The organism is Allobosea sp. 117, assembly GCF_000702305.1.
Taxonomy (GTDB): Bacteria; Pseudomonadota; Alphaproteobacteria; order Rhizobiales; family Xanthobacteraceae; genus Ancylobacter.
The window spans coordinates 50,196-71,188 of record NZ_JNLC01000011.1; the positions used below are offsets into that span (position 1 = coordinate 50,196).

A 20,993-nucleotide genomic window follows, 5' to 3' on the forward strand; every position below is an offset into this window, starting at 1 on the left:
CGCGATCAGCCGCCCGCCGCCGGTGCTTCGGCGACGAGGCCGAGCCGCTCTCCGGCATAGACCTGCTCGCGCAGGGGACGCCACCACCACTCGTTTTCGAGATACCAGCGCACCGTCTTGACGATGCCGGTGTCGAAGGTCTCCTGCGCCTTCCAGCCGAGCTCGCGCTCCAGCTTGGTGGCGTCGATGGCGTAGCGCTGGTCGTGGCCCGGCCGGTCCGCCACATGGCGGATCAGCTCGGCATGCGGGCGCGCTTTCGGGCTGTGCGCGTCGAGCAGCGCGCAGATGCCGCGCACGATGTCGATGTTGCGCCGCTCATTGCGCCCGCCGACATTGTACTTCTCGCCCAGCCGGCCGCGCGTCGCGATGAGATGCAGCGCCCGCGCATGGTCCTCGACATAGAGCCAGTCGCGCACATTGGTGCCGGCGCCGTAGACTGGCAGCTCGCGCCCGTGCAACGCGTTGAGGATGACCAGCGGGATCAGCTTCTCGGGGAAGTGGTAGGGCCCGTAATTGTTCGAGCAGTTCGAGCACACCACGGGCAGGCCGTAGGTGCGGTGCCAGGCGAGCGCGAGGTGGTCGGCCGCCGCCTTGGAGGCGGAATAGGGCGAGGAGGGATCGTAAGGCGTCGTCTCCTCGAACAGCCCGTCCTCTCCGAGCGAGCCATAGACCTCGTCGGTCGACACGTGCAGGAAGCGGAACGCGTCGCGCCCTGCCGCGTCGAGGTTGGCCCAGTGCTCGCGGGCCGCCTCCAGCAGCACATAGGTGCCGAGGATGTTGGTCTCGACGAAGGCCCCGGAACCGGTGATCGAGCGGTCGACGTGGCTCTCGGCGGCGAGGTGCATCACCGTGTCGGGCCGGAAATCGGCGAAGGCGGCGCGCATCGCCGCACGGTCGCAGATGTCAGCTTTCAGGAACCCGTAATGCGGGCTGTTGTCGACCTCGCGCAGCGAGGCGAGGTTGCCGGCATAGGTGAGCTTGTCGACGACCAGCACATCCGCGCCGATGTCGCGGATCAGGTGGCGCACCACCGCCGAACCGATGAAGCCGGCGCCGCCGGTGACCAGAATGCGCATGATGTCGCTTTCCTCTCCCCGCTCACTCGTATTCGAAGAAGCGCGGCAATTCGGCAAGTTTGGGGTGACGCCGGTCCTTGTCGGACAGCACCGCCTCCTCCGGCGGCACCGGCCAGGCGATGCCGAGCGCGGGATCGTCGAAGGCAAGGCCGAAATCGTTCTGCGGCCCGTAGGGCGCCGTCACCTTGTAGACCACCTCGGTGTCCGGCTCGAGCGTGCAGAAGCCGTGCGCGAAGCCGACCGGCACCCAGAGCTGCGACCAGTTGGCGGCGCTGAGCTCCACCGCCACATGCCGGCCGAAGGTCGGCGAGCCGTGGCGGATGTCGACCGCGACGTCGAGGATGGCGCCGCGCACCACGCGCACCAGCTTGCCCTGGGCGAACGGCGCGGTCTGGAAGTGCAGGCCGCGTATGGTGCCCACCGTGGCGGACAGCGAATGATTGTCCTGCACGAAGTCCTGGGCGCCGATATGCGGCGCGAAGGTTGCGGCGTTGTAGACCTCCGAGAAGAAGCCGCGGGCGTCCCCGAACTTCTTCGGCGTCAGCAGCACCGGCCCCAGGGGGAAGACTTCGACGTTCATAGCGCGTTCCGACCAGCAACGACGGGCGTACCTCTACCTTCGCCCGGCGCGCAATGTCCATCCCGGCGCATACGGCGCAGTTCTGGGGGCCTTGGCGCCTCAGGGCTCGGGAGCCGGCGAGATGGTCAGGGGCAGGTCCTGGGCGGCGCGCAGCAGGCTGAGCTCGACCAGCGGGTTGATTCCCCGGCTGGCGAGGAAGCGGTAGAAGCTGCCGCCCTGAAGATCGGGCGTCGCCGTGTGGCGGGCGAGTACGCCGTCGACCACCGCGACCGTCTCGCCGAAGCGGCGGCGCACGTCCTCGCCGAGCAGCAGGTCGACGCCGTAGCCGCTGATCCCCTCGCCGAACACCCAGCCGCATTCGGCGAGCGCCCGGCGGGACAGCGCCGGCATCATGATCTCGAGGGCCGTCAGGCGCCGCACGCCGCCTCCGTCCCGTGCCAACAGCTCGGGATAGCGGGAGTGGGAATCGGCGGTGAGCGCCGGCTGCGCGCAGTCGAGCCCCTCGGCGCGCATGGTGTCGAACAGGCGGGCGATCGCGCCCGCGCCGATCTCGACGTCGTCGTCGAGGAACAGCACGTAGTCGTAGCGCAGCAACAGGTCGGGCGCCTCGCGCAGCAGCGTGGCGATGGCGGTGGTCTTAGTGCCCGGCTGGACGAGGAGGTAGTCGGCCTCGCGCGCGTGCTCGGCGGCCGGCGGCACATAGTAGTTCAGCATCAGGTCGTAGGCGCGCCCGTGCTCGATCGCCGCGTCGTGTCGGCCGGCGGTCTGCACGAAGACGAGATCGCGATGGCGCGGTGCGTCGAGCACGCGGCGCAGATCGAGACGGATCGCCTCGCGGAAGCGGCGGCGCGCCTCGTCGAAGTCATGGCGGTTCAGCGGGAAGGCGGCGGCGTCCGGCCCGACCCGGTCGCGGAACAGGCTCATCAGCATGCGGTGGAGCCGGTCGGGCCGCACGCCATAGGCCTCCGACACGAAGCCGAGCGAGACATCCGGCGCGGGATCGTAGAGCTCCGTCATGCCGTGCAGCAGCAGGTGCCGCCAGGCGGTGAGGCCGCTCGCCGCGAGCTCGGGCGCCCGGGTGGCATAGAAGCCGGCGTCGAACTCGGCGCAGGGCGAGCCGACCTCGCGGGAGCGCAGGAAGGCGGCGAAGAGGTTGCCCTCCGCGGGCGCGGTCCGCAGCGTGCGTCGGTAATGCGCCGGGTCGAAGAAGGCGCAGGGCCGGTAGCCCTGCCGCTCGCCGCGCAGCAGGTAATGCAGCAGCGCGACCGGGCGGGCATAGCCCTTGTCGAGATAAAGCCGCGCATAGTCACCATGCGCGAAGCAGCCCGAGGCGAGGATGGTGCCGAGATCGGCGAGCAGCGAGGACAAGGACGGCTTCCCGGAGAGTGGCGCACGCACCGACACCGGAAAGGGGGAGCGGGATAGCCCTAGCCGCCCTGCCTTCCAGGCTGAAAGGCGCGCAGGAACATGTCTACCACATGGGCGACCACGTCATCCACGCACCGCTCATGCGGCATCGCCTCACCACCGAACAGCACCGGCATGACGATCGGCGCGTGGCAGCTTACCAGGAACTGCCAGGCCGCCAGCTCGGGATTGTCCATGCGGAGCTCGCCGCGCGCGATCTTCGCGCTGAACCAGGCGGAGAGCCGCGCCACGCCGGTCTGCAGACCCGAGGAGAGGTAGGTGCGGCCGATCTCCGGGAACTTCTCGCCGATGGCGATCACCGTGCGCACGGTGGCGATATGCTCCGGACGCGTCATCGCCTGTACATAGCTGCGGCCGGTGTTCATGAGGGCGGCGCGCAGGTCGGGCTCATCATTGTCGAACACGACGACGCGCTCGGCGGTCTGCGTGCATTCCTCGTGCACCAGCGCCTCGAACAGCGCCTGCTTGGAGGCGAAATAGAAATAGAGCGTGCCCTTGGAGACCCCAGCCACGCGGGCGATCTCGCCCATGCTGGCGCCGTCGAAGCCCTGCGTCAGGAAAACCTCGCGAGCGCCACTAAGAATCTGGCGGCTCTTTTCGGAATCCTGGACAGACTGGGATTCGGGCGCTCCGGATGGGCAGGAGAACGCGGGGGTGGGCGGCACGGCCATGGGAAGCGGGCTCATTCGGTGCAGGAGGTGGCGGACAGGCGCATAACGCGGAGAATGGCTGATTGTTTTCATTTAGCCCACCGGTGACGCAGAGGGAGATGGTACGCACACACATTTTTTTGACTGAACCGTTCGGTTTGATCTTGAACGTCAGGCGAGAAGATTCTAATCAAAGACAACCGCTCGGTCGGATCGGAAGGTTCCCGCAAACCTTCCACCGCTTCCGCCCGATTGGTTCGAGGGAGGGGAGCTATTCCGCCCCCCAGCTCTCCTCCCTCACTTCCTTCCGACGCCGTCTGCTCTGCCGCCAATGCATGGCGGCGCATGATCAGGGCGCATGGCGGCACCGCCGCCACCGGGCGCCCCTTGGCGGCGCGGCGCGGGAAGGCTATTTGTGCGCCGCGAGGAGTTTCCGACGTCCGGGAACATCCGTCGTTCGCCGGGCGCCCCATGCTCACTCTTGATTCACCCGCCGCCGTCCGCATCCGCGCGGACCTGCCGGCGCCACGCACCCAAGCCACCCCCCGTCCCGTCCGGCATATGGCCGGGCTGGCATCGGGATCGTGATGTCGGTGCGCACGCCGCAGAAAAAGGCCGGGAAGCTTCCCTTCACCGCCGAGCTGGCGGCGCTGGGGGTGGTGTTCGGCGACATCGGCACCAGCCCGCTCTACGCCTTCCGGCAGGGGCTGTTGGCGGTGGGCGGCGAGGCCAATTTCACGACCTTCGACGTGCTCGGCCTGCTCTCGCTCGTCACCTGGGCGATCATCCTCTCCGTCACCATCAAATATGTGATGCTGGTACTTCGCGCGGATAACGACGGCGAAGGCGGCATCCTTGCTCTGGTCACGCTGCTCGACCTGCAGCGCAGCGCCGTCGGCAAGCGGCTGCTGCTGCTGATCGCCGGCCTCGTCGGCGCCGCCATGCTGATCGGCGACGGCGTGCTCACCCCGGCAATCTCGGTGCTCTCCGCCATCGAGGGCCTCGAAGTGGTGGCGCCGGCGCTCGACCACTGGATCGTCGCGGTGACAGTGCTGGTCATCATCGGCGTGTTCCTGTCGCAGCAGGCCGGCACCGAGAAGATCGGCGCCTTCTACGGGCCGATCATGCTGCTCTGGTTCGTCACGCTCGGCGCGATCGGCATCCACGGCATCATCCGCGCGCCGGAGGTACTGGTGGCAGTCGACCCGCGGCACGGCGCCATGCTGCTGATCGACCATCCCTGGCTGGCCGGCGCGGTGCTCGGCGCCACCTTCCTCGCCATCACCGGCGGCGAGGCGCTCTATGCCGATCTCGGCCATTTCGGCCGGCCGGTGATCACCCGCGCCTGGCTGTTCGTGGCGATGCCGTGCCTGCTGCTGAACTATTACGGCCAGGGCGCCATCGTGCTGGTGGACCGCACGGCGGTGCGCAACCCCTTCTACGACCTCTCGCCCGACATCATCGACGTGCCGCTGCTGTTCCTCGCGGCGGCGGCGACGATCATCGCCTCGCAGGCGATCATCACCGGCGTGTTCTCGCTGGCCAAGCAGGCGGTGGAGCTCGGCTATCTGCCGCCGATGCGTATCCGCTACACCAGCGAACACAACGACCAGCACATCTATATCGGCCGCCTGAACTGGCTGCTGGCGCTCACCTGTATCGGCGTCGTCATCTCCTTCGGCTCGTCCGACCGGCTGGCCTCGGCCTATGGCATCGCGGTCGCCATGGCGATGGTGGCGACCACCATCCTGTTCGTCGCCTATGTGCGGCGGAGTTGGAACTGGCCCCTGCCGGCGCTGATCGGCCTCGCCGGCGGCCTCGCCGTCATCGACTTCTCCTTCGCCGCCGCCAACCTCACCAAGCTGCACGACGGCGGCTGGCTGCCGGTCATCATCGCCGGCGTCGTGCTGGTGGTGATGGTGAGCTGGCGACGCGGCCTCGAGGCGCTGGTCGTCCAGCAGCGCCGCTTCACCGAGCCGCTCGACGAGTTCATCGCCCGCGGCAAGCCGGCCGGCTGCGCCACCAGCCCGCGCACCGCGATCTTCCTGTCGCGCGCCGGCGCGATGACGCCGGTGGCGCTCGGGCGCCTGTCCAGCCTGCTCAATGTCAGCTTCGACAAGGTGGTGATCGTCTCGGTGTGGATCGCCTCGCGCCCGCGCGTGTCGGTCGACGACCGCGTGCGCGTCACCGCGCTCGACCCGAACCACGTCCGCGTCGACCTGCGCTTCGGCTATATGCAGCAGATCGACGTGCCGGCCGTGCTCGATCCGGCGCTGCACGCGCAGGGCGTCGACCCCGACGAGTCGGTCTATCTGATCGGCCATGAGCGCATCGTGCCGCCGGACGAGATCCGCTCGGTGCGCGACGTGCTGGCCCATATCTTCGCCTTCCTCGCGCGCAACGCCGAGCGCTCGGTCGACCGTTTCGGCCTGCCGCGGCCGCGCACCATCGAGATCGGCTACCCGGTGCGGCTATGAGCCCTGCAGCAACGCGCCGGGCTCTGTCATGCCACTGCCTTGATGTGCGCCGAAAAGACGCCCCGGCTGCCTCTGTCGGGGCGATAATCGCCGATGGACAGGCCGCCCGGCCGATGCGACGTTCCGGTACGTCATCCCATCGGACCGGACCGGGATGCGCTGGTACGGACGCACGGGTCCGGGAAGGCAACGAAACAAGAAACCGCCGGGCCCCCGGCGGCGTAGTGGGAAGACGCGACAGCGAATGGCACGGCAGGGCATGAGCGGCTTCAAGGCGATCGGCAGCTTCCTGCGCGAGCGGATCGGCTGGCACGGCGTCGGCCTCGCGGCGAGCTTGGTGATCATCGCCATCGCCGCGGTCGTGCTCTACGAGATGCTGCGGAACATCAATCCCGGCGAGGTGCTCGACGCGCTGACCGGCACCGAGCCGTGGCGCGTCGGCCTCGCCGCCCTGTTCGTCGCCGGCGCCTATTTCACGCTCACCTTCTATGACTGGTTCGCGCTGCGCACCATCGGCATGGGCCACGTGCCCTACCGCACCGCGGCGCTCGCCTCCTTCACCTCCTATGCCATCGGCCACAATGTCGGCTTCTCCGCCTTCACCGGCGGCACGGTGCGCTACCGCATCTATTCGGCGCATGGGCTCGGGGCGATCGACGTCGCCAAGCTCTGCTTCGTCACCGGGCTGACCTTCTGGCTCGGCAACATCGCCATACTCGGCATAGGCATCAGCATCGAGCCGTGGGCGGCGAGCGCGGTCGACCAGCTTCCGCCGTGGGTCAACCGGCTGATCGGCCTCGCTTTGCTCGCCGGGCTCGCCTTCTATGTCGCCTGGGTTGGACTGAAGCCCCGGCGTGTCGGCATCGGCAAGGGTCACTGGGCGGTGACGCTGCCGGGCTCCAGGCTGACGCTGCTGCAGATCGGCATCGGCATCATCGATCTCTCCTTCTGCGCGGCGGCGATGTATGTGCTGATGCCGCAGGCGCCGTTCATCGATCCGATCGCGCTCGGCGTGGTGTTCATCTCGGCGACGCTGCTCGGCTTCGCCAGCCACGCGCCGGGCGGGCTCGGCGTGTTCGACGCGGCGATGCTGGTGGCGCTGCCGCAGTTCGAGAAGGAACCGCTGCTCGGCGCGCTGCTGCTGCTGCGCCTGCTCTATTACGTCACGCCCTTCACGCTCGCCCTGCTGGCCCTGGGCACGCGCGAGCTGCTGCTCAGCCGCAGCCGCCGGGCCCAGCCGAGCACGCCGGCGGTGGAGCCGACGGCGCTACCGGACGACGTGCTGCCGGTGCTGCTCGAGGATCCGCCGGAGACCTCCGCCGACGCGCCGGAGCGCAAGCGCATCGCCAGCTAGCCTTGAGCGGCTTCAGCGGCCGAGGCCGGGCAGGATGTTCTGCACGCCCGGCGGCATGGCACGCACCTTCACCCCCTCGGGCAAAGCGAGATTCGCCGGGTCCTGCGGCCCGCGCCGCACCGACTTGGCCTCGAAGACGAGCTGCGGCGCGGTGCCGGCGCTCGCCTGCGCGCGCAGCACGATGCCGTCCGCCGTTATGCAGGCGTCAATGGTGCGCCCGCCCGATCCGGCACGCCAGATATCGCAGGCCTCGCCGGCCACGGTGTCGCGGCCGATGCGGGCGCCCTCGGCCGGCAGGTTGACGAAGACATAGTCGTCGGGAAGGTCAACCTCGACGGCGCGGTTGCGCATGCCGGGGATGTCCAACAGCACCGTCACGCGGCCCTGCTGATCGTCGATATAGCCGGTGAACACGCCCGGCGCCCCGGGGAGCGCCACGTCGAGCCGCATCCTCCCGCCGCCATAGACGAGCTCCACCGCGCCGGCAGCGGTCCGCCCACTCAGGGCATAGTCCACGCTCGGCCGCGGCAGCCGCTCGGCGCGCGCCTCGCCGGCGAAGACAAAGGCGGCGGGCACCGCCAGGACGACGAAAGCGGTGGCGGGATGGAGCATTCTGTCCTCAGGCGGAGCGGCGGGCGAGGAAATCGCCGCCATCAAGCACGATCGCGGGATCGGGCACTCCTATAACGGCATCGTCCCGTCCCTCATAGGGCACATGGGCGAGAATGTGCCGAATGACGCCGAGCCGCGTGCGCATCTTGTCGTTGGCCAGCACGCCCGTCCAAGGTGCGTGGGGCGCGTGCGTCGCGCCGATCATCGCGTCGCGGGCGCTCGATATGGCGTCCCAGCGCGCCGGGGCGGCGAGGTCGATCGGCGAGAGCTTCCAGCGCTTCAGAGGGTCCTTCCTGCGGTCGAACAGGCGCTTGAGCTGCATCTCGCGGCCGATGTCGAGCCAGATCTTGAACAGCCGGATGCCGTCGTCGACCAGCATGCGCTCGAAGGTCGGCGCCTGTTCGAGGAAATGCGCGGTCTGCTGCGGCGTGCAAAAGCCCATCACCGGCTCTACCACCGCGCGGTTGTACCAGGAGCGGTCGAACATCACGATCTCGCCCTTGGTCGGCATGTGCTCGATGTAGCGCTGGAAATACCATTCCCCGGCCTCGACCTCGGTCGGCTTGGCAAGCGCGACGACGCGCACCGAGCGCGGGTTGAGATGCTGGGTGACGCGGTGGATGGTGCCGCCCTTGCCGGCGGCGTCGCGGCCCTCGAACACGATGACGATGCGCTCGCCCGACGCCTTCACCCAGCTCTGCAGCTTGAGCAGCTCGATCTGCAGCGCCGTGAGGTCCTTCTCGTAGGCCTTGCGCTTCGGCCGGTCCGCATAAGGATAGTTGCCGCTGCGATAGGCACGCGAATCAATGGCGGGGTCGAGCTTCGGGGCATCGAAGGAGAAGGCCGCGAGCGCACGGGCGAGGGTTTCGGAGCCCTTGGCCGGCGAAGATGTAGCGATCTTGGTGGACGGCTTCTGCTTTTCGCCCTTGCCCGTCTTCTTCGTCATATGGAGACCTCCCATATCGCGCGATAAGAAGCGCCGGCGCATTTCCCGATCGGGTACCGTCCGATCGGAACGGAAATGCTCCGGTTTCAACGACATGAGCATATTCCGCGAAAGTTGGAAGACTTTTGCGACGGGAGCATGCTCCGGCTCGTTGACAGGGAGGTCTTGGCCGACGGCCGGGTGATTCCGGCAGGACGGAGGGACTCCAGCAGTCGCAGCGGGCGGCACGATCAGCCGTCCGCCGCAATGCCGGTTCGACCCGCGGGAGCGGGAGGGAAGGGTGCGATGGCTTTGCGTGATGCCAGTCCGGGCGGCCTGAACGCGGCGGTGGAGGACACGCTGCTGCAGCGGCTGGTGGCCGCGCGCTGGGTGCTCGGGGCTGGCATCGCCGGCCTCGCCGCCGCCGCGGCGGGCGAGGCGGTGAGCATGCCGGTTGCCTTCGGCCTCGCCGCCACGCTGCTGCTCGCCGCGACTATACCGGCCCGGCGCCGCCCGGTGGCGGCGGCGCTTGCCCGCTTCTCCGGCGGCGAGGCCCGCCTCTCCGCGCCGGCGCCGGTGGAAGGCCGGCTCTCGGCACTGGTGCGGGCGCTGCCCGAGGCGGCGATGCTGCTCGATCCGCGCGGCACCGTTCTGGTCGCCAACGAGCGCGCTGCCAAGACGGTGGCGAGCGTCAAGATCGGCGACCCGGTCTCCTTCGCGGTGCGGGTGCCCGAAGTGCTGGAGGCGGTGCGGGCGGCGAGCGCGGACGGCACGGCGCGGCGCGTCGAATTCTCCGAGCGGGTGCCGGTCGACCGCTGGCTGCAGGCCGACGTGGTGCCGATCCGCTTTTCGGCGGGCGCCGATCCCGGCCGCCCGGACGCCACGCTGCTCACCTTCCACGACCTCACCCAGCAGCGCCGGGCCGAGCAGATGCGGGTCGACTTCATCGCCAATGCGAGCCACGAGCTGCGCACGCCGCTGGCCTCGCTCTCCGGCTTCATCGAGACGCTGCAGGGGCCGGCGAAGAACGACACCCAGGCCCGCGAGCGCTTCCTCAAGATCATGGCCGACCAGGCCCGGCGCATGTCGCGGCTGATCGACGACCTGCTCTCGCTGTCGCGCATCGAGCTCAACGCGCATCTGCGCCCCGAGGCCGAGGTCGACCTCGTCACGGTGATCGGTCATGTGCGCGACACTCTCTCCCCGATCGCCCGCGAGCGCGGGGTGGAGATCGCCTTCGACGCGCAGCAGGCGCCGGTGGCGGTGCGCGGCGACCGCGACGAGCTGATCCGGGTGTTCGAGAACCTCGTCGAGAACGCGCTGAAATATGGCGGTAGCGGCGGCAAGGTGGAGATCGCGCTCACCCGCGAGGGGCGCGACGTCGTCGCCAGCGTGCGCGACTTCGGGCCGGGCATCGCACCGGAACACCTGCCGCGGCTGACCGAGCGCTTCTACCGGGTGGACACCGCCCATTCGCGCGAGCAGGGCGGCACCGGGCTCGGCCTCGCCATCGTCAAGCACATCGTCGCCCGGCACCGCGGCCGGCTCAGCGTCGAGAGCGTTCCGGGCGAAGGAGCGACATTTGCCGTGCGGCTTTCGGCGGTCACCGAGCGTGGAGAATAAATCGAATATAATCAGACATTTGGAATGTCATCCAGATGTCATCGGGGGGTCATAGAACCTTGGCGCCGGGCCGCTAAAAAGTCCCGTGTCGATGCTTTCCGTCGCCTCCGGCCTGACCGGAACGCAACCGGACACATGAGCTAAGGAGAGACCCTTGAAATTCACCCATATTTTCAGCGCCGCCGTGATTGCGGCAACCAGTGTGCTTTCGGGAGGCGCGTTCGCCGCCGACATCACCGGCGCCGGCGCCACCTTCCCGGCTCCGGTCTATCAGGCCTGGGCGGTCGCCTATAAGGAAAAGAGCGGCACCGGCCTGAACTACCAGTCGATCGGCTCGGGCGCGGGCCAGACGCAGATTTTCAACCGTACCGTCGATTTCGGCGCTTCCGACGCGCCGGTTGCCACTGACAAGCTCGCCGCTCAGAAGCTGCTTCAGTTCCCGGCTGTGATCGGCTCGGTGGTTCCGATCGTCAATCTGGACGGCATCGAAGCGAACAAGCTCAAGCTGACCGGCCCGATCCTCGCCGATATGTATCTCGGCAACATCACCAAGTGGAATGATCCGAAGATCGCCGAGATCAACAAGGACGTAAAGCTTCCCGACCTCGCCATCGTTCCGGTTTACCGCTCGGACGGATCGGGCACCACCTTCGTGTTTGCCAGCTACCTCTCGGCGGTCAGCGCCGACTGGAAGTCGAAGGTCGGCGCCGCTACCTCGGTGCAGTGGCCGGCCGGCGCGGGCGGCAAGGGCAATGAAGGCGTTGCCGGCACCGTGAAGAACACCAAGGGCGCGATCGGCTACGTGGAGTACATCTACGCCTCGGCCAACAACCTCGTCACCGCCCAAGTGCAGAACAAGGCGGGCAAGTTCGTTTCGCCGACCGTGCCTTCCTTCCAGGCCGCTGCTGCGAATGCCGACTGGGCCGGCGCCAAGGACTTTGCCGCCTCGATGATCGACACTCCCGGTGACACGACCTGGCCGATCACCAGCGCGACCTTCATCCTGCTGCCGAAGGAGCCGAAATCCGGCACCCAGGCCGCCGAGGTGATCAAGTTCTTCGACTGGGCCTTCAAAGACGGTGGCGCAATCGCCGAGAAGCTCCACTACATCCCGCTTCCGGCCGACGTGGTCGCTCGCGTCCGCGACGCCTGGAAGGCGGAAGTGAAGGCCGACGGCAAGCCGGTCTGGACCAACTGACAAATCAAGTTGCGGGCGGCGACGCATGAGGCGCAGCCGCCCGTGTCTTTCCGACACGCCGTTCGACCTGTAGCTTGGAAGCGCTCGCGCCCGCATCGCCGGGCGGCGCCGAAGGATCACACATCATGGACGCGACCCTCAGCGGCACGCAGGCCGACCAGGCGCTCGCCTCTGCTCACAAGCCGACCGGTAAGGTCAGCGATCCGATCTTCGTCGGACTGCTGTGGGCGAGCGGCATCTTCGTGCTGGTGCTGCTCGGCCTCATCATCGCGATGCTGTTCGAGGGCGGCCTGCCCGCGCTGCAAGAATTCGGCATCTCCTTCCTCTGGTCGACGACCTGGAACCCGGTGACCGAAAAATTCGGTGCCGGCGTGATGATCTTCGGCACATTGTTCAGCGCCATCATCGCGGTCATTATCGCCCTGCCGCTGTCCTTCGGCATCGCCTTCTTCCTCACCGAAATCGCTCCCGGGCCGCTGCGCCGGCCGATCGGCGTCGCCATCCAGCTGCTCGCCGCCATCCCATCGATCATCTACGGCATGTGGGGCTTCTTCGTCATCGTGCCGCTCATGGCGGCCTATGTGCAGCCGCCGCTGATCGAGTGGCTCGGCCCGATCCCCCTGATCGGCGCGCTGTTCCAGGGACCGCCACTCGGCGCCGGCATGCTCACCGCCGGCCTGATCATGGCTATCATGATCCTGCCCTTCATCACCGCGATGTTCGTCGAGGTGCTGGAATCAGTGCCGCCGATGCTCAAGGAATCGGCCTATGGCGTGGGGGCCACCACCTTCGAGGTCTATCGCAACGTCTCGGTGCCTTATGGCCGCACGGCGATGGTCGGTGCGGTGATGCTTGGCCTCGGCCGGGCGCTGGGCGAAACCATGGCGGTGACCTTCGTGATCGGCAACGCGACGCGGATGTCAGCCTCGCTGTTTGCGCCCGGCTCGACCATCGCGTCCACCATCGCCAATGAATTCCCCGAGGCTGCGCCGGGCTCGCTCAAGCTGCAATCGCTGCTGGAGCTCGGCTTCATCCTGTTCGTCATCTCCTTCATCGTGCTTGCGCTCTCGCGCATGCTGGTGCGCACCAAGCTCAAGGGCTGAGGAGGATCGTCATGGCATCGCTCGCCCGCCGCCGCGCCACCGACCACATCGTCAAGGCGATCAGCACGGCCTTCGCCGCGCTCTCGCTGATCCTGCTCGCCTGGATCCTATGGACCCTGATCGCCCGAGGGTTGCCGGCGCTCGGACCGAATGTCTTTACCCGGATTACGTTGCCGCCGGGCCATGAGGGCGGCCTCCTCAACGCCATTGTCGGCTCGCTGATCCAGATCGTCGTCGCGCTTGTCATCGGTACGCCGATCGGCCTGTTCTGCGGCACATTCCTCGCCGAGAACGGCCGCGGCACACAGATTGCTAACGTCGTGCGCTTCATCAACGACGTGCTGCTCTCGGCCCCTTCGATCCTGATCGGCCTGTTCGTCTATCAGCTCCTGGTCGTGCCGGTCGGCGGATTCTCCGGCTGGGCTGGTGCGGCCGCGCTCGCGGTCATCATCATCCCGGTGGTGGTGCGCACCACCGAGGACATGCTCAATCTGGTGCCGATCGGCCTGCGCGAAGCGGCCTTCGCGCTCGGCGCGCCGCAGTGGAAGGTGGTCACCATGGTCACCTGGCGCGCGGCCCGTGCCGGCATCATGACGGGTATCCTGCTGGCGCTCGCCCGCGCCGCCGGCGAGACGGCGCCGCTGCTGTTCACCTCGCTCGGCAACAATGGCTGGTCGCTTGACATGTCGGGGCCGATGGCCAGCCTGCCGATCGCCATCTACCAATACGCCGCCAGTCCCTTCGACGACTGGGTCGCCCTCGCCTGGGCCGGCGCGCTCATCATCACCGTTGGGGTGCTGACCCTCAACATCCTCTCCCGCCTCGTCCTGGCGAAGATGAAGTGAGACGGCCATGAACTTCGCACCCGATACCTCCCTCGATATCGCCGCAGCCGTGAACCGCGCCAACGGCGTGCCCTCGACCACCAAGCTCAAGGTCGAGAAGCTCAACTTCTACTACGGCGACAATCACGCGCTGAAGAACATCAACTTCGACATTCCCGAGAAGCGCGTTACCGCGATGATCGGACCGTCGGGCTGCGGCAAGTCCACGCTGCTGCGCGTGTTCAACCGCATGTACCAGCTCTATCCGGGCCAGCGCGCGGAAGGGAAGATCCTGTTCGATGGCGCCGACCTGTTGTCGAAGCAGCTCGACTCCACCGTGGTGCGCTCGCGCATCGGCATGGTGTTCCAGAAGCCGACGCCGTTCCCGATGTCGATCTACGACAACATCGCCTTCGGGGTGAAGCTGCATGAGAGCCTCTCGAAGGCGCAGATGGACGAGCGCGTCGAGTGGTGCCTGCGCAAGGCGGCGATCTGGGAAGAAACCAAGGACCGCCTGCACACCTCGGCACTCGGCATGTCCGGTGGCCAGCAGCAGCGCCTGTGCATCGCCCGCACCATCGCGGTGCGCCCGGAAGTGATCCTGCTCGACGAGCCCACCTCGGCGCTAGACCCGATCTCGACCTCCAAGATCGAGGACCTGATCGACGAGCTGAAGCAGGAATTCACCATCGTCATCGTGACGCACAACATGCAGCAGGCGGCGCGCTGCGCCGACATGACCGCCTTCTTCTATCTCGGCGAGATGGTCGAGGTCGGCGTGTCCTCGGACATCTTCACCAACCCCCGCGAGCCGCGCACGCGCGACTACATCACCGGCCGCTTCGGCTGATGCCGACGACGCGAGAGGCCCCGACCATGACTGAACACATCGTCTCGTCGTTCGACGCGGACCTGAAGGAACTCGGCCGCAAGGTGGTCGAGATGGGCGGCCAGGCCGAGCGCCTCGTCGCCGACTCGGTGCAGGCCCTCGTCAAGCGCGACTCCGAGCTGGCGCAGAAGGTCATCGTGCTGGATGGGCCGGTCGACCTGCTGCAGCGGGAGATCGAGGAGAAGGCGATCCTCACCATCGCCCGCCGCCAGCCGCTCGCCATCGACCTGCGCGAGATCGTCGCCGCCATGCGCGTCGCCAACGACATCGAGCGCATCGGCGACCTCGCCAAGAACACCGCCAAGCGCGTGCTGGCGCTGACCGGCGAGTTCCACCCGCAGAAGCTGGTGCGCGGCGTCGAGCACATGTCCGGCATGGTGCTGGAACAGCTCAAGGAAGTGCTGGACGCCTATGCCGCCCGCGACGACGTCCGGGCGCTCGAGGTGTGGCGCCGCGACGGCGAGATCGACATCCTCTACACGTCGCTGTTCCGCGAGCTCCTCACCTATATGATGGAGGACCCGCGCAACATCTCGCTGTGCACGCACCTGCTGTTCTGCGCCAAGAACATCGAGCGGATCGGCGACCACGCCACCAACATCGCCGAGACCGTGCATTATCTCGTCACGGGTCAGCTCCCGACGGAGGAACGGCCGAAGCAGGACACGACCAGCCTCACCGCCGTCGCGTTCCCGAGCTGAACGCGGCGAAGCCTCGGCAGCGCGGGAACCCATCCGGATCGAGATCATGCCGACCAACATACTGATCGTCGAGGATGAGGAGCCCCTCACCCTGCTGCTGCGCTACAACCTCGAATCCGAGGGCTATTCGGTGGAGAGCGTCGGGCGCGGCGACGAGGCCGAGACACGGCTGCGCGAGAGCGTGCCGGATCTCGTCATCCTCGACTGGATGCTGCCGGGCCTGTCCGGCATCGAGCTGTGCCGGCGCCTGCGGGCGCGGCCTGAGACCGAGCGCATGCCGGTGCTGATGCTCACCGCACGCGGCGAGGAGACCGAGCGGGTGCGCGGCCTCGCCACCGGGGCGGACGACTACGTCGTGAAGCCGTTCTCGGTGCCGGAGCTGGTCGCCCGCGTGCGGGCGCTGCTGCGCCGCGCCAAGCCCGACCACATCGCCACGCTGCTGCGCGCCGGCGATATCGAGCTCGACCGCGAGACCAAGCGCGTCTACCGCGCCGGCCGCGAGCTGCATCTCGGCCCCACCGAGTTCCGGCTGCTGGAGTTCCTGATGCAGTCGCCGGGCCGCGTCTTCTCCCGCGAGCAGTTGCTCGACGGCGTGTGGGGCCAGGACGTCTATATCGACGAGCGGACCGTCGACGTGCATGTCGGCCGGCTGCGCAAGGCGCTGAACCGCCCGCGCCAGCCCGACCCGATCCGCACCGTGCGCGGCTCCGGCTACTCGTTCAACGAGATGTTCGCCCGCGCCCATTGAGACGACATGCGTCGGCCGCAGGCACCGATGCCGCGTTCACCGGGCGTTCAGCCGCGCCCGGCCACTCCCGGCCATCGATCCTGACCGGCGGGGGGCCACATGCAGCGACTTTCGAGCGAGGATGTGCCGCGGCACCAGCGCCTCGCCTTCATCCATGACGTGGTGGGGCGGCATGCCGCCGGCATGGCTTTCGACCCAGTCGACCGGACCACCTTCCGCGCCTCTTTCAGCATCCTGCCGCTCGACGGCCGTACGCTGGTGGGCGAGGCCAGCTACGACGCCTTCACCGCCAGGCGGCCGGGCGAGCTCCTCGCCGACGGCCGGGACGACTACCAGTTGCTCGTCAGCCGGGCCGGCTTCGAAACCGAGATCGAGGGTGGCAGGACGCTCGACTTTGCCGCCGGCGATCTTCTGGTCATCGACCAGGGCGCGCGCTTCGTGACGCGGGCGCCGGCGAACTCCTTCGAGGTGATCATCCTGCCCCGGCGAGCGCTCGCGGCGCAGGCGCCGCGGCTCGGCGCGCGCTCGCATCGCCGCATCCGGCACGGCGCGCCGGGGCTCGGGCTGCTCACCGGCTATGCCGAGCTGCTGCGGCGCGAGCCGCCGCCCACTGCGCAGGCTGCCCGCGTGACGGCGGACCACCTGCTGAAGCTGGCGGCGGTCGCGCTCGCCGCCGACCCGGCCGAGGGTGAGCGAGAGCACGGTTCCGCGCTCCGCGCGGCGCGGCTCGATCTGCTGAAGCAGTATATCGTCGACCGCCTCGACGATCCGGGGCTCGACATCTCCACCGTCGCCCGCCACCACGCCATCTCGCCACGCTATGTGCAGCGGCTGTTCGCGCAGGAGGGCACGAGCTTCTCCGATTTTCTGCGCGGCGAGCGCCTCGACCGGGCGTTCCGGCGGCTCGGCGACCCGGCAACCCGCCAGGCCGTCGCCAGCATCGCCTATGAAGCCGGCTTCGGAGATCTCTCGACCTTCAACCGTGCCTTCCGACGGCATTTCGACTGCACGCCTTCCGACATCCGCGCCCGCGCATTGCGCCGCGCCCGCCAATAGAGCCGACGTTCGCCGCATGTCGACAGGCGGCGTCGCCGCTTGCATGGTCGGTTCGCTCCCTGCCGAGACACGTCGTCGGAGCGTGGCTAGAAGGCGGCCGAGCTTATCGACGCGAGATCATCATGAACGGATACTTCCCCGGCGTACCGCTGCGCGCCGCGCTTCGCCTCGCCTGCCTCGCCTTGACCTTCGTTCTGCCTCCGGCAGCGGCGGCCGCCCTCACTGCGCAGGACGCCGACCGGGTCGTCACGGTGATGGAGCGGCTGCAGCCGGAGTTCGGTTCCCTCGCCTATGACGAGGAGGTCGCCGACGACTGGTTCGCGCGCGACGCCGAAGCGGGTGGCGTCATCGCCAAGGCGGGATTCACCCGCGAGAGCTGGCGCGACGCGCTGAACGCGACCATGTGCGGCTATCTCGCCAACATTCCGCAGGGCACGGTCGACACCCTGTTCAGGGAACTGGCCGAACGCCTGTCAAAGGCGCCGAAACTCACCTCGGGACAGAAGGCGGAAATCGCCGTCTTCGTGCAGGAGGAGCGGGCGCGAATGGACCGCCTGCGGGCCGAAGGCGGGGCCGACGCGGCAGCGGTGCGTCCCTATGTGGAACGCCTGCGCCGCCTCGTACCGGACAGGCTGGAGCAGGATTGAGACCCAACGCGTCGGGGGGTTCAGGGGGGCGTTCAGCTCCCCGATGCGTTGTGGCCCTTGCGCGGCCAGTTGTTGGACAGGATGAAGTCGGAGATGCGCGGGGCGATGTCGGCGCGGAAGCGCGAGCCGTTGAACACGCCGTAATGCCCGACCGCCGGCTGGAGATAGTGCACGCGCTTCTCCTCCGGGATGTTCGGGCAGAGCTTATGCGCCGCGCGGGTCTGGCCGACGCCGGAGATATCGTCGTTCTCGCCCTCGATGGTCAGCAGCGCGACGTTGCGGATCTTCGAAGGATCGACGGGCAGGCCGCGATGCGTCATCTGCCCCTTCGGCAGGGCATGGTCAACGAACACGGTCTTGAGCGTCTGGAGATAGTACTCTGCGGTCAGGTCCATCACCGAGAGGTACTCGTCGTAGAACTCGCGATGCTTCTCGGCCGAGTCGCCGTCGCCCTTCACCAGGTGCCGGAACATGTCCGAATGCGCCTGCAGGTGCCGTTCCAGATTCATCGAGACGAAGCCGTGAAGCTGCAGGAAGCCGGGATAGACCTGCCGCATGACGCCCGGATGCGGCCACGGCACCGAGGCGATGACGTTGCGGGCGAACCAGTCAAGCCCGCGGTCGATGGCGATGTCGTTCACCGCCGTCGGGCTCTCGCGGGTATCGATCGGCCCACCCATCAGGATCATCGAGGCCGGCACATGGGGGTCGCCCTCGGCCTCCATGCGCGCCACCGCGGCGAGCACCGGCACCGCCGGCTGGCACACCGCCATCACATGCACGCCGCCGCCCAGCTTGTGGAAGATGCTGATCAGGTAATCGATGTAGTCGTCGAGGTCGAAGCGGCCCTCGGTGAGTGGCACCAGCTTCGCGTCCACCCAGTCGGTGACATAGACGTCGTGGTTGGGCAGCATGGTCTTCACCGTGCCGCGCAGCAGCGTCGCATAGTGGCCGGACATCGGCGCGACGATGAGCAGGCGCGGCTGCGGCCGGCGCGGCGGGTGCTCGAAGGCCCGCTCGAAGTGTAGCAGGTTGCAGAAGGGCCGCTCCCACACCGACTTGATCTGCACCGGAACACGGGTGGCGCCGACCACAGTGTGGTCGATGCCCCAGTCCGGCTTGCCGTAGCGCCGGGTCGAGCGTTCGAACAGCTCGCAGGCGGCGGCCACCGACTTGCCGAAATCAGTATGGGCCAGCGGATTGACCGGGTTGCGGTAATAGAGCCGGCCGGCATCGGCCAGCGCCCGATAGGGATTGAGCGCCGCCTGCCCCATCTCGAACATCCAGTAGAGCGGGCGGGAGAGCGCCGAGACCGCCTCAACGGCCGGCGAGGGGAGGTCGTCCTCGTCGCCGACAAGGTCCGCGAAAACGCCAATGGCCATGTTCAGCCTCCTTGGAGCACCTTCACCGGAAGATGCCCGACCTGTTGAGCCCGGGACCCTTGCCCGCCGGCCGGACGATTTCCGCCCGGTCGGAAAGGGCCAGCCGCGACACCGACCATGGCTTCGAGCATGATCCGCAAAAGTTGAACAAAATTTGCGATCGGCCCCTGGTCCACCCCGGCAGCGTGTAGCGAACACCGGCAGGGAAGTCTCGCTCCCCTTCCTTGTGCACTGCAACATAGATAGGCCGTCGAAAGTTCCCGATCAACCACGACGCCGCGGATTGCGCGCCACAAGCGAAGAGACGCGCTATAGAGGGCACATGTCTCTCTCGCTCGACCGCCCTATCGGCGAACGCTTTTTCGGCCTCAGGCTCGACACGCTGGTGCGGCTGCGCTGGCTCGCCGTCGCCGGGCAGACGCTCGCCATCGTCATCGTCCAGTGGCCGCTCGGCTTCTCGCTGCCGATCGGCGCGTGCCTCGCTGTGGTGGCGCTGTCGGCGTGGCTGAACCTCGCGCTCAGGCTGCGCAATCCCGGCGCGCGGCGGCTCTCGGACGGCGAGGCGGCCTGGCTGCTGGCCTACGACATCCTGCAGCTCGGCGCGCTGCTCTATCTCACCGGCGGCCTGTCGAACCCCTTCGCCTTCCTGTTCCTGGCGCCGGTGCTGATCTCGGCAACCGCGCTGTCGCCGCGCACCACCATCCTGCTCGGCGTGCTGGCGGCGGCCTGCGCCGGGCTGGTCGGCATCTGGCAGATGCCGCTGCCCTGGTCGGACGGCGGCGCCTTCGGCCCTCGCCCGGTGCTGCCGACGCTCTATCTCGCCGCCATCTGGAGCGCGCTCGCTATCGCCATCGCCTTCATCGGCGTGCATGCCTGGCGGGTGGCGGAGGAAACCCGCGAGCTCTCCGAGGCGCTGTCCGCCACCGAGCTGGTGCTGGCCCGCGAGCAGCACCTCTCGGCGCTGGACGGCCTCGCCGCCGCCGCCGCGCACGAGCTCGGCACGCCGCTCGCCACCATCACCGTTGTGGTCAAGGAGCTCGCCCGCGCGCTCAGCCCCGACAGCCCGATGGGCGACGATATCCGTCTGCTCGGCGAGCAGGTGGAGCGCTGCCGCGCCATCCTGCGCACGCTCACCTCGCTCGGCTCCGGCGACGCCCCGTTCGACCGCATGCCGATCTCGCACATCCTCGAGGATGTGGTGGCGCCACACCGCAATTTCGGCATCACCATCGCCGTCTCGCTGCCCTCCGACCGCTCCGCCGAGCCGGTCATCGCGCGCAATCCCGGCCTGCTCTACGGGCTCGGCAACATCGTCGAGAACGCCGTCGACTTCGCCGCCACCCGCGTCGAGGTGGTGGCGGTGTGGAGCGAGGCGCACGTCACCATCACCGTCACCGATGATGGCCCGGGCTTCCCTCCGGAGCTGATCGACAGCATCGGCGCGCCCTATGTGACGAGCCGCGGCCGCCAGCGCTGGCGCCGCCCGCCGTCAGCGGAGGGCGAGGCCGAGAGCACCTCCGAGGGGCTCGGGCTCGGCGTGTTCATCGCCAAGACGCTGCTGGAGCGCTCCGGCGCCGAGCTCGCCTTCCTCAACCGGACCCCGCCGGCCCACGGCGCCGAGGTCACCATACGCTGGCCGCGCGGCCTCGTGGACATATCGGGCGCGGCTCCCGATGCTGGTGGCGCGGAGCCGGTCGCCGGCCGGCTGACCGCGTGAGGC

The 20,993-nt window shown here is 68.2% G+C and carries 19 protein-coding genes; 12 read left to right on the plus strand and 7 right to left on the minus strand.

Annotated elements, in window-relative coordinates; translation table 11 throughout:
- Positions 1-5: 5 nt before the first annotated feature.
- The 4 genes from rfbB to U742_RS0106925 form a co-directional block, all read right to left on the minus strand.
- On the minus strand, positions 6-1,076 hold the full coding sequence (gene rfbB / locus U742_RS0106910; protein ID WP_029351387.1) for a dTDP-glucose 4,6-dehydratase: 1,071 nt from the start codon (positions 1,074-1,076) through the stop codon (positions 6-8).
- A 22-nt stretch (positions 1,077-1,098) separates the two neighbouring features.
- Positions 1,099-1,656, minus strand: a complete 558-nt coding sequence (gene rfbC / locus U742_RS0106915; RefSeq protein ID WP_029351389.1) for a dTDP-4-dehydrorhamnose 3,5-epimerase — start codon at positions 1,654-1,656, stop codon at positions 1,099-1,101.
- 99 nt (positions 1,657-1,755) lie between these two features.
- The gene (locus U742_RS0106920) at positions 1,756-3,024 is read right to left on the minus strand and encodes a DUF707 domain-containing protein (RefSeq protein ID WP_029351391.1); all 1,269 of its coding nucleotides are present in this window, start codon (positions 3,022-3,024) and stop codon (positions 1,756-1,758) included.
- A gap of 59 nt (positions 3,025-3,083) precedes the next feature.
- Positions 3,084-3,755 (minus strand): TetR/AcrR family transcriptional regulator, encoded by a 672-nt coding sequence (locus U742_RS0106925; protein WP_051660927.1) that lies wholly within the window; start codon positions 3,753-3,755, stop codon positions 3,084-3,086.
- A 566-nt stretch (positions 3,756-4,321) separates the two neighbouring features.
- On the opposite strand from U742_RS0106925, the gene U742_RS0106930 reads away from it, so the two are divergent.
- Both U742_RS0106930 and U742_RS0106935 read left to right on the plus strand, forming a co-directional pair.
- Positions 4,322-6,211, plus strand: a complete 1,890-nt coding sequence (locus tag U742_RS0106930; protein ID WP_029351394.1) for a potassium transporter Kup — start codon at positions 4,322-4,324, stop codon at positions 6,209-6,211.
- Positions 6,212-6,470: 259 nt separating this feature from the next.
- A complete protein-coding gene (locus tag U742_RS0106935; protein WP_029351396.1) occupies positions 6,471-7,565 on the plus strand; it encodes a putative bifunctional lysylphosphatidylglycerol flippase/synthetase in 1,095 nt (364 codons plus the stop codon).
- 12 nt (positions 7,566-7,577) lie between these two features.
- Here U742_RS0106935 and U742_RS0106940 read toward each other — a convergent pair whose 3' ends face one another.
- Together U742_RS0106940 and ppk2 are read right to left on the minus strand one after the other, a co-directional pair.
- Positions 7,578-8,177, minus strand: coding sequence for a hypothetical protein (locus U742_RS0106940; RefSeq protein ID WP_029351398.1), 600 nt, complete (start codon positions 8,175-8,177; stop codon positions 7,578-7,580).
- A gap of 7 nt (positions 8,178-8,184) precedes the next feature.
- A complete protein-coding gene (gene ppk2 / locus U742_RS0106945; protein ID WP_029351400.1) occupies positions 8,185-9,123 on the minus strand; it encodes a polyphosphate kinase 2 in 939 nt (312 codons plus the stop codon).
- A gap of 285 nt (positions 9,124-9,408) precedes the next feature.
- Between ppk2 and U742_RS0106950 the strand changes: the two genes are divergently transcribed.
- The 9 genes from U742_RS0106950 (at position 9,409) to U742_RS0106990 (ending at position 17,891) form a co-directional block, all read left to right on the plus strand.
- On the plus strand, positions 9,409-10,725 hold the full coding sequence (locus tag U742_RS0106950) for an ATP-binding protein (RefSeq protein ID WP_051660928.1): 1,317 nt from the start codon (positions 9,409-9,411) through the stop codon (positions 10,723-10,725).
- A 154-nt stretch (positions 10,726-10,879) separates the two neighbouring features.
- Positions 10,880-11,923, plus strand: coding sequence for a phosphate ABC transporter substrate-binding protein PstS (gene pstS / locus U742_RS0106955; RefSeq protein ID WP_029351404.1), 1,044 nt, complete (start codon positions 10,880-10,882; stop codon positions 11,921-11,923).
- Between the two features lie 125 nt (positions 11,924-12,048).
- Positions 12,049-13,026 carry a phosphate ABC transporter permease subunit PstC gene (pstC, locus tag U742_RS0106960; RefSeq protein ID WP_029351406.1) on the plus strand — a complete coding sequence of 326 codons (978 nt, stop codon included), beginning with the start codon at positions 12,049-12,051 and terminating at the stop codon, positions 13,024-13,026.
- Between the two features lie 11 nt (positions 13,027-13,037).
- Positions 13,038-13,871 carry a phosphate ABC transporter permease PstA gene (gene pstA / locus U742_RS0106965; protein ID WP_051660929.1) on the plus strand — a complete coding sequence of 278 codons (834 nt, stop codon included), beginning with the start codon at positions 13,038-13,040 and terminating at the stop codon, positions 13,869-13,871.
- Positions 13,872-13,878: 7 nt separating this feature from the next.
- Positions 13,879-14,700, plus strand: coding sequence for a phosphate ABC transporter ATP-binding protein PstB (gene pstB / locus U742_RS0106970; RefSeq protein ID WP_029351410.1), 822 nt, complete (start codon positions 13,879-13,881; stop codon positions 14,698-14,700).
- 26 nt (positions 14,701-14,726) lie between these two features.
- Entirely contained in the window at positions 14,727-15,440 is a 714-nt protein-coding gene (gene phoU, locus U742_RS0106975; protein ID WP_029351412.1) for a phosphate signaling complex protein PhoU, read from the plus strand.
- Between the two features lie 46 nt (positions 15,441-15,486).
- Positions 15,487-16,188, plus strand: a complete 702-nt coding sequence (gene phoB / locus U742_RS0106980; RefSeq protein WP_029351414.1) for a phosphate regulon transcriptional regulator PhoB — start codon at positions 15,487-15,489, stop codon at positions 16,186-16,188.
- A 99-nt stretch (positions 16,189-16,287) separates the two neighbouring features.
- The gene (locus U742_RS0106985) at positions 16,288-17,244 is read left to right on the plus strand and encodes an AraC family transcriptional regulator (RefSeq protein WP_029351416.1); all 957 of its coding nucleotides are present in this window, start codon (positions 16,288-16,290) and stop codon (positions 17,242-17,244) included.
- A gap of 122 nt (positions 17,245-17,366) precedes the next feature.
- Complete coding sequence (locus U742_RS0106990; RefSeq protein WP_029351418.1) at positions 17,367-17,891, plus strand: hypothetical protein; 525 nt, start codon at positions 17,367-17,369, stop codon at positions 17,889-17,891.
- Between the two features lie 32 nt (positions 17,892-17,923).
- Here the strand turns inward: U742_RS0106990 and phaZ are convergent, their stop codons facing one another.
- Positions 17,924-19,273, minus strand: a complete 1,350-nt coding sequence (gene phaZ, locus U742_RS0106995) for a polyhydroxyalkanoate depolymerase (RefSeq protein WP_029351420.1) — start codon at positions 19,271-19,273, stop codon at positions 17,924-17,926.
- A gap of 322 nt (positions 19,274-19,595) precedes the next feature.
- On the opposite strand from phaZ, the gene U742_RS0107000 reads away from it, so the two are divergent.
- Positions 19,596-20,990, plus strand: coding sequence for an ActS/PrrB/RegB family redox-sensitive histidine kinase (locus tag U742_RS0107000; protein ID WP_051660930.1), 1,395 nt, complete (start codon positions 19,596-19,598; stop codon positions 20,988-20,990).
- The last annotated feature ends 3 nt before the right edge of the window (positions 20,991-20,993 follow it).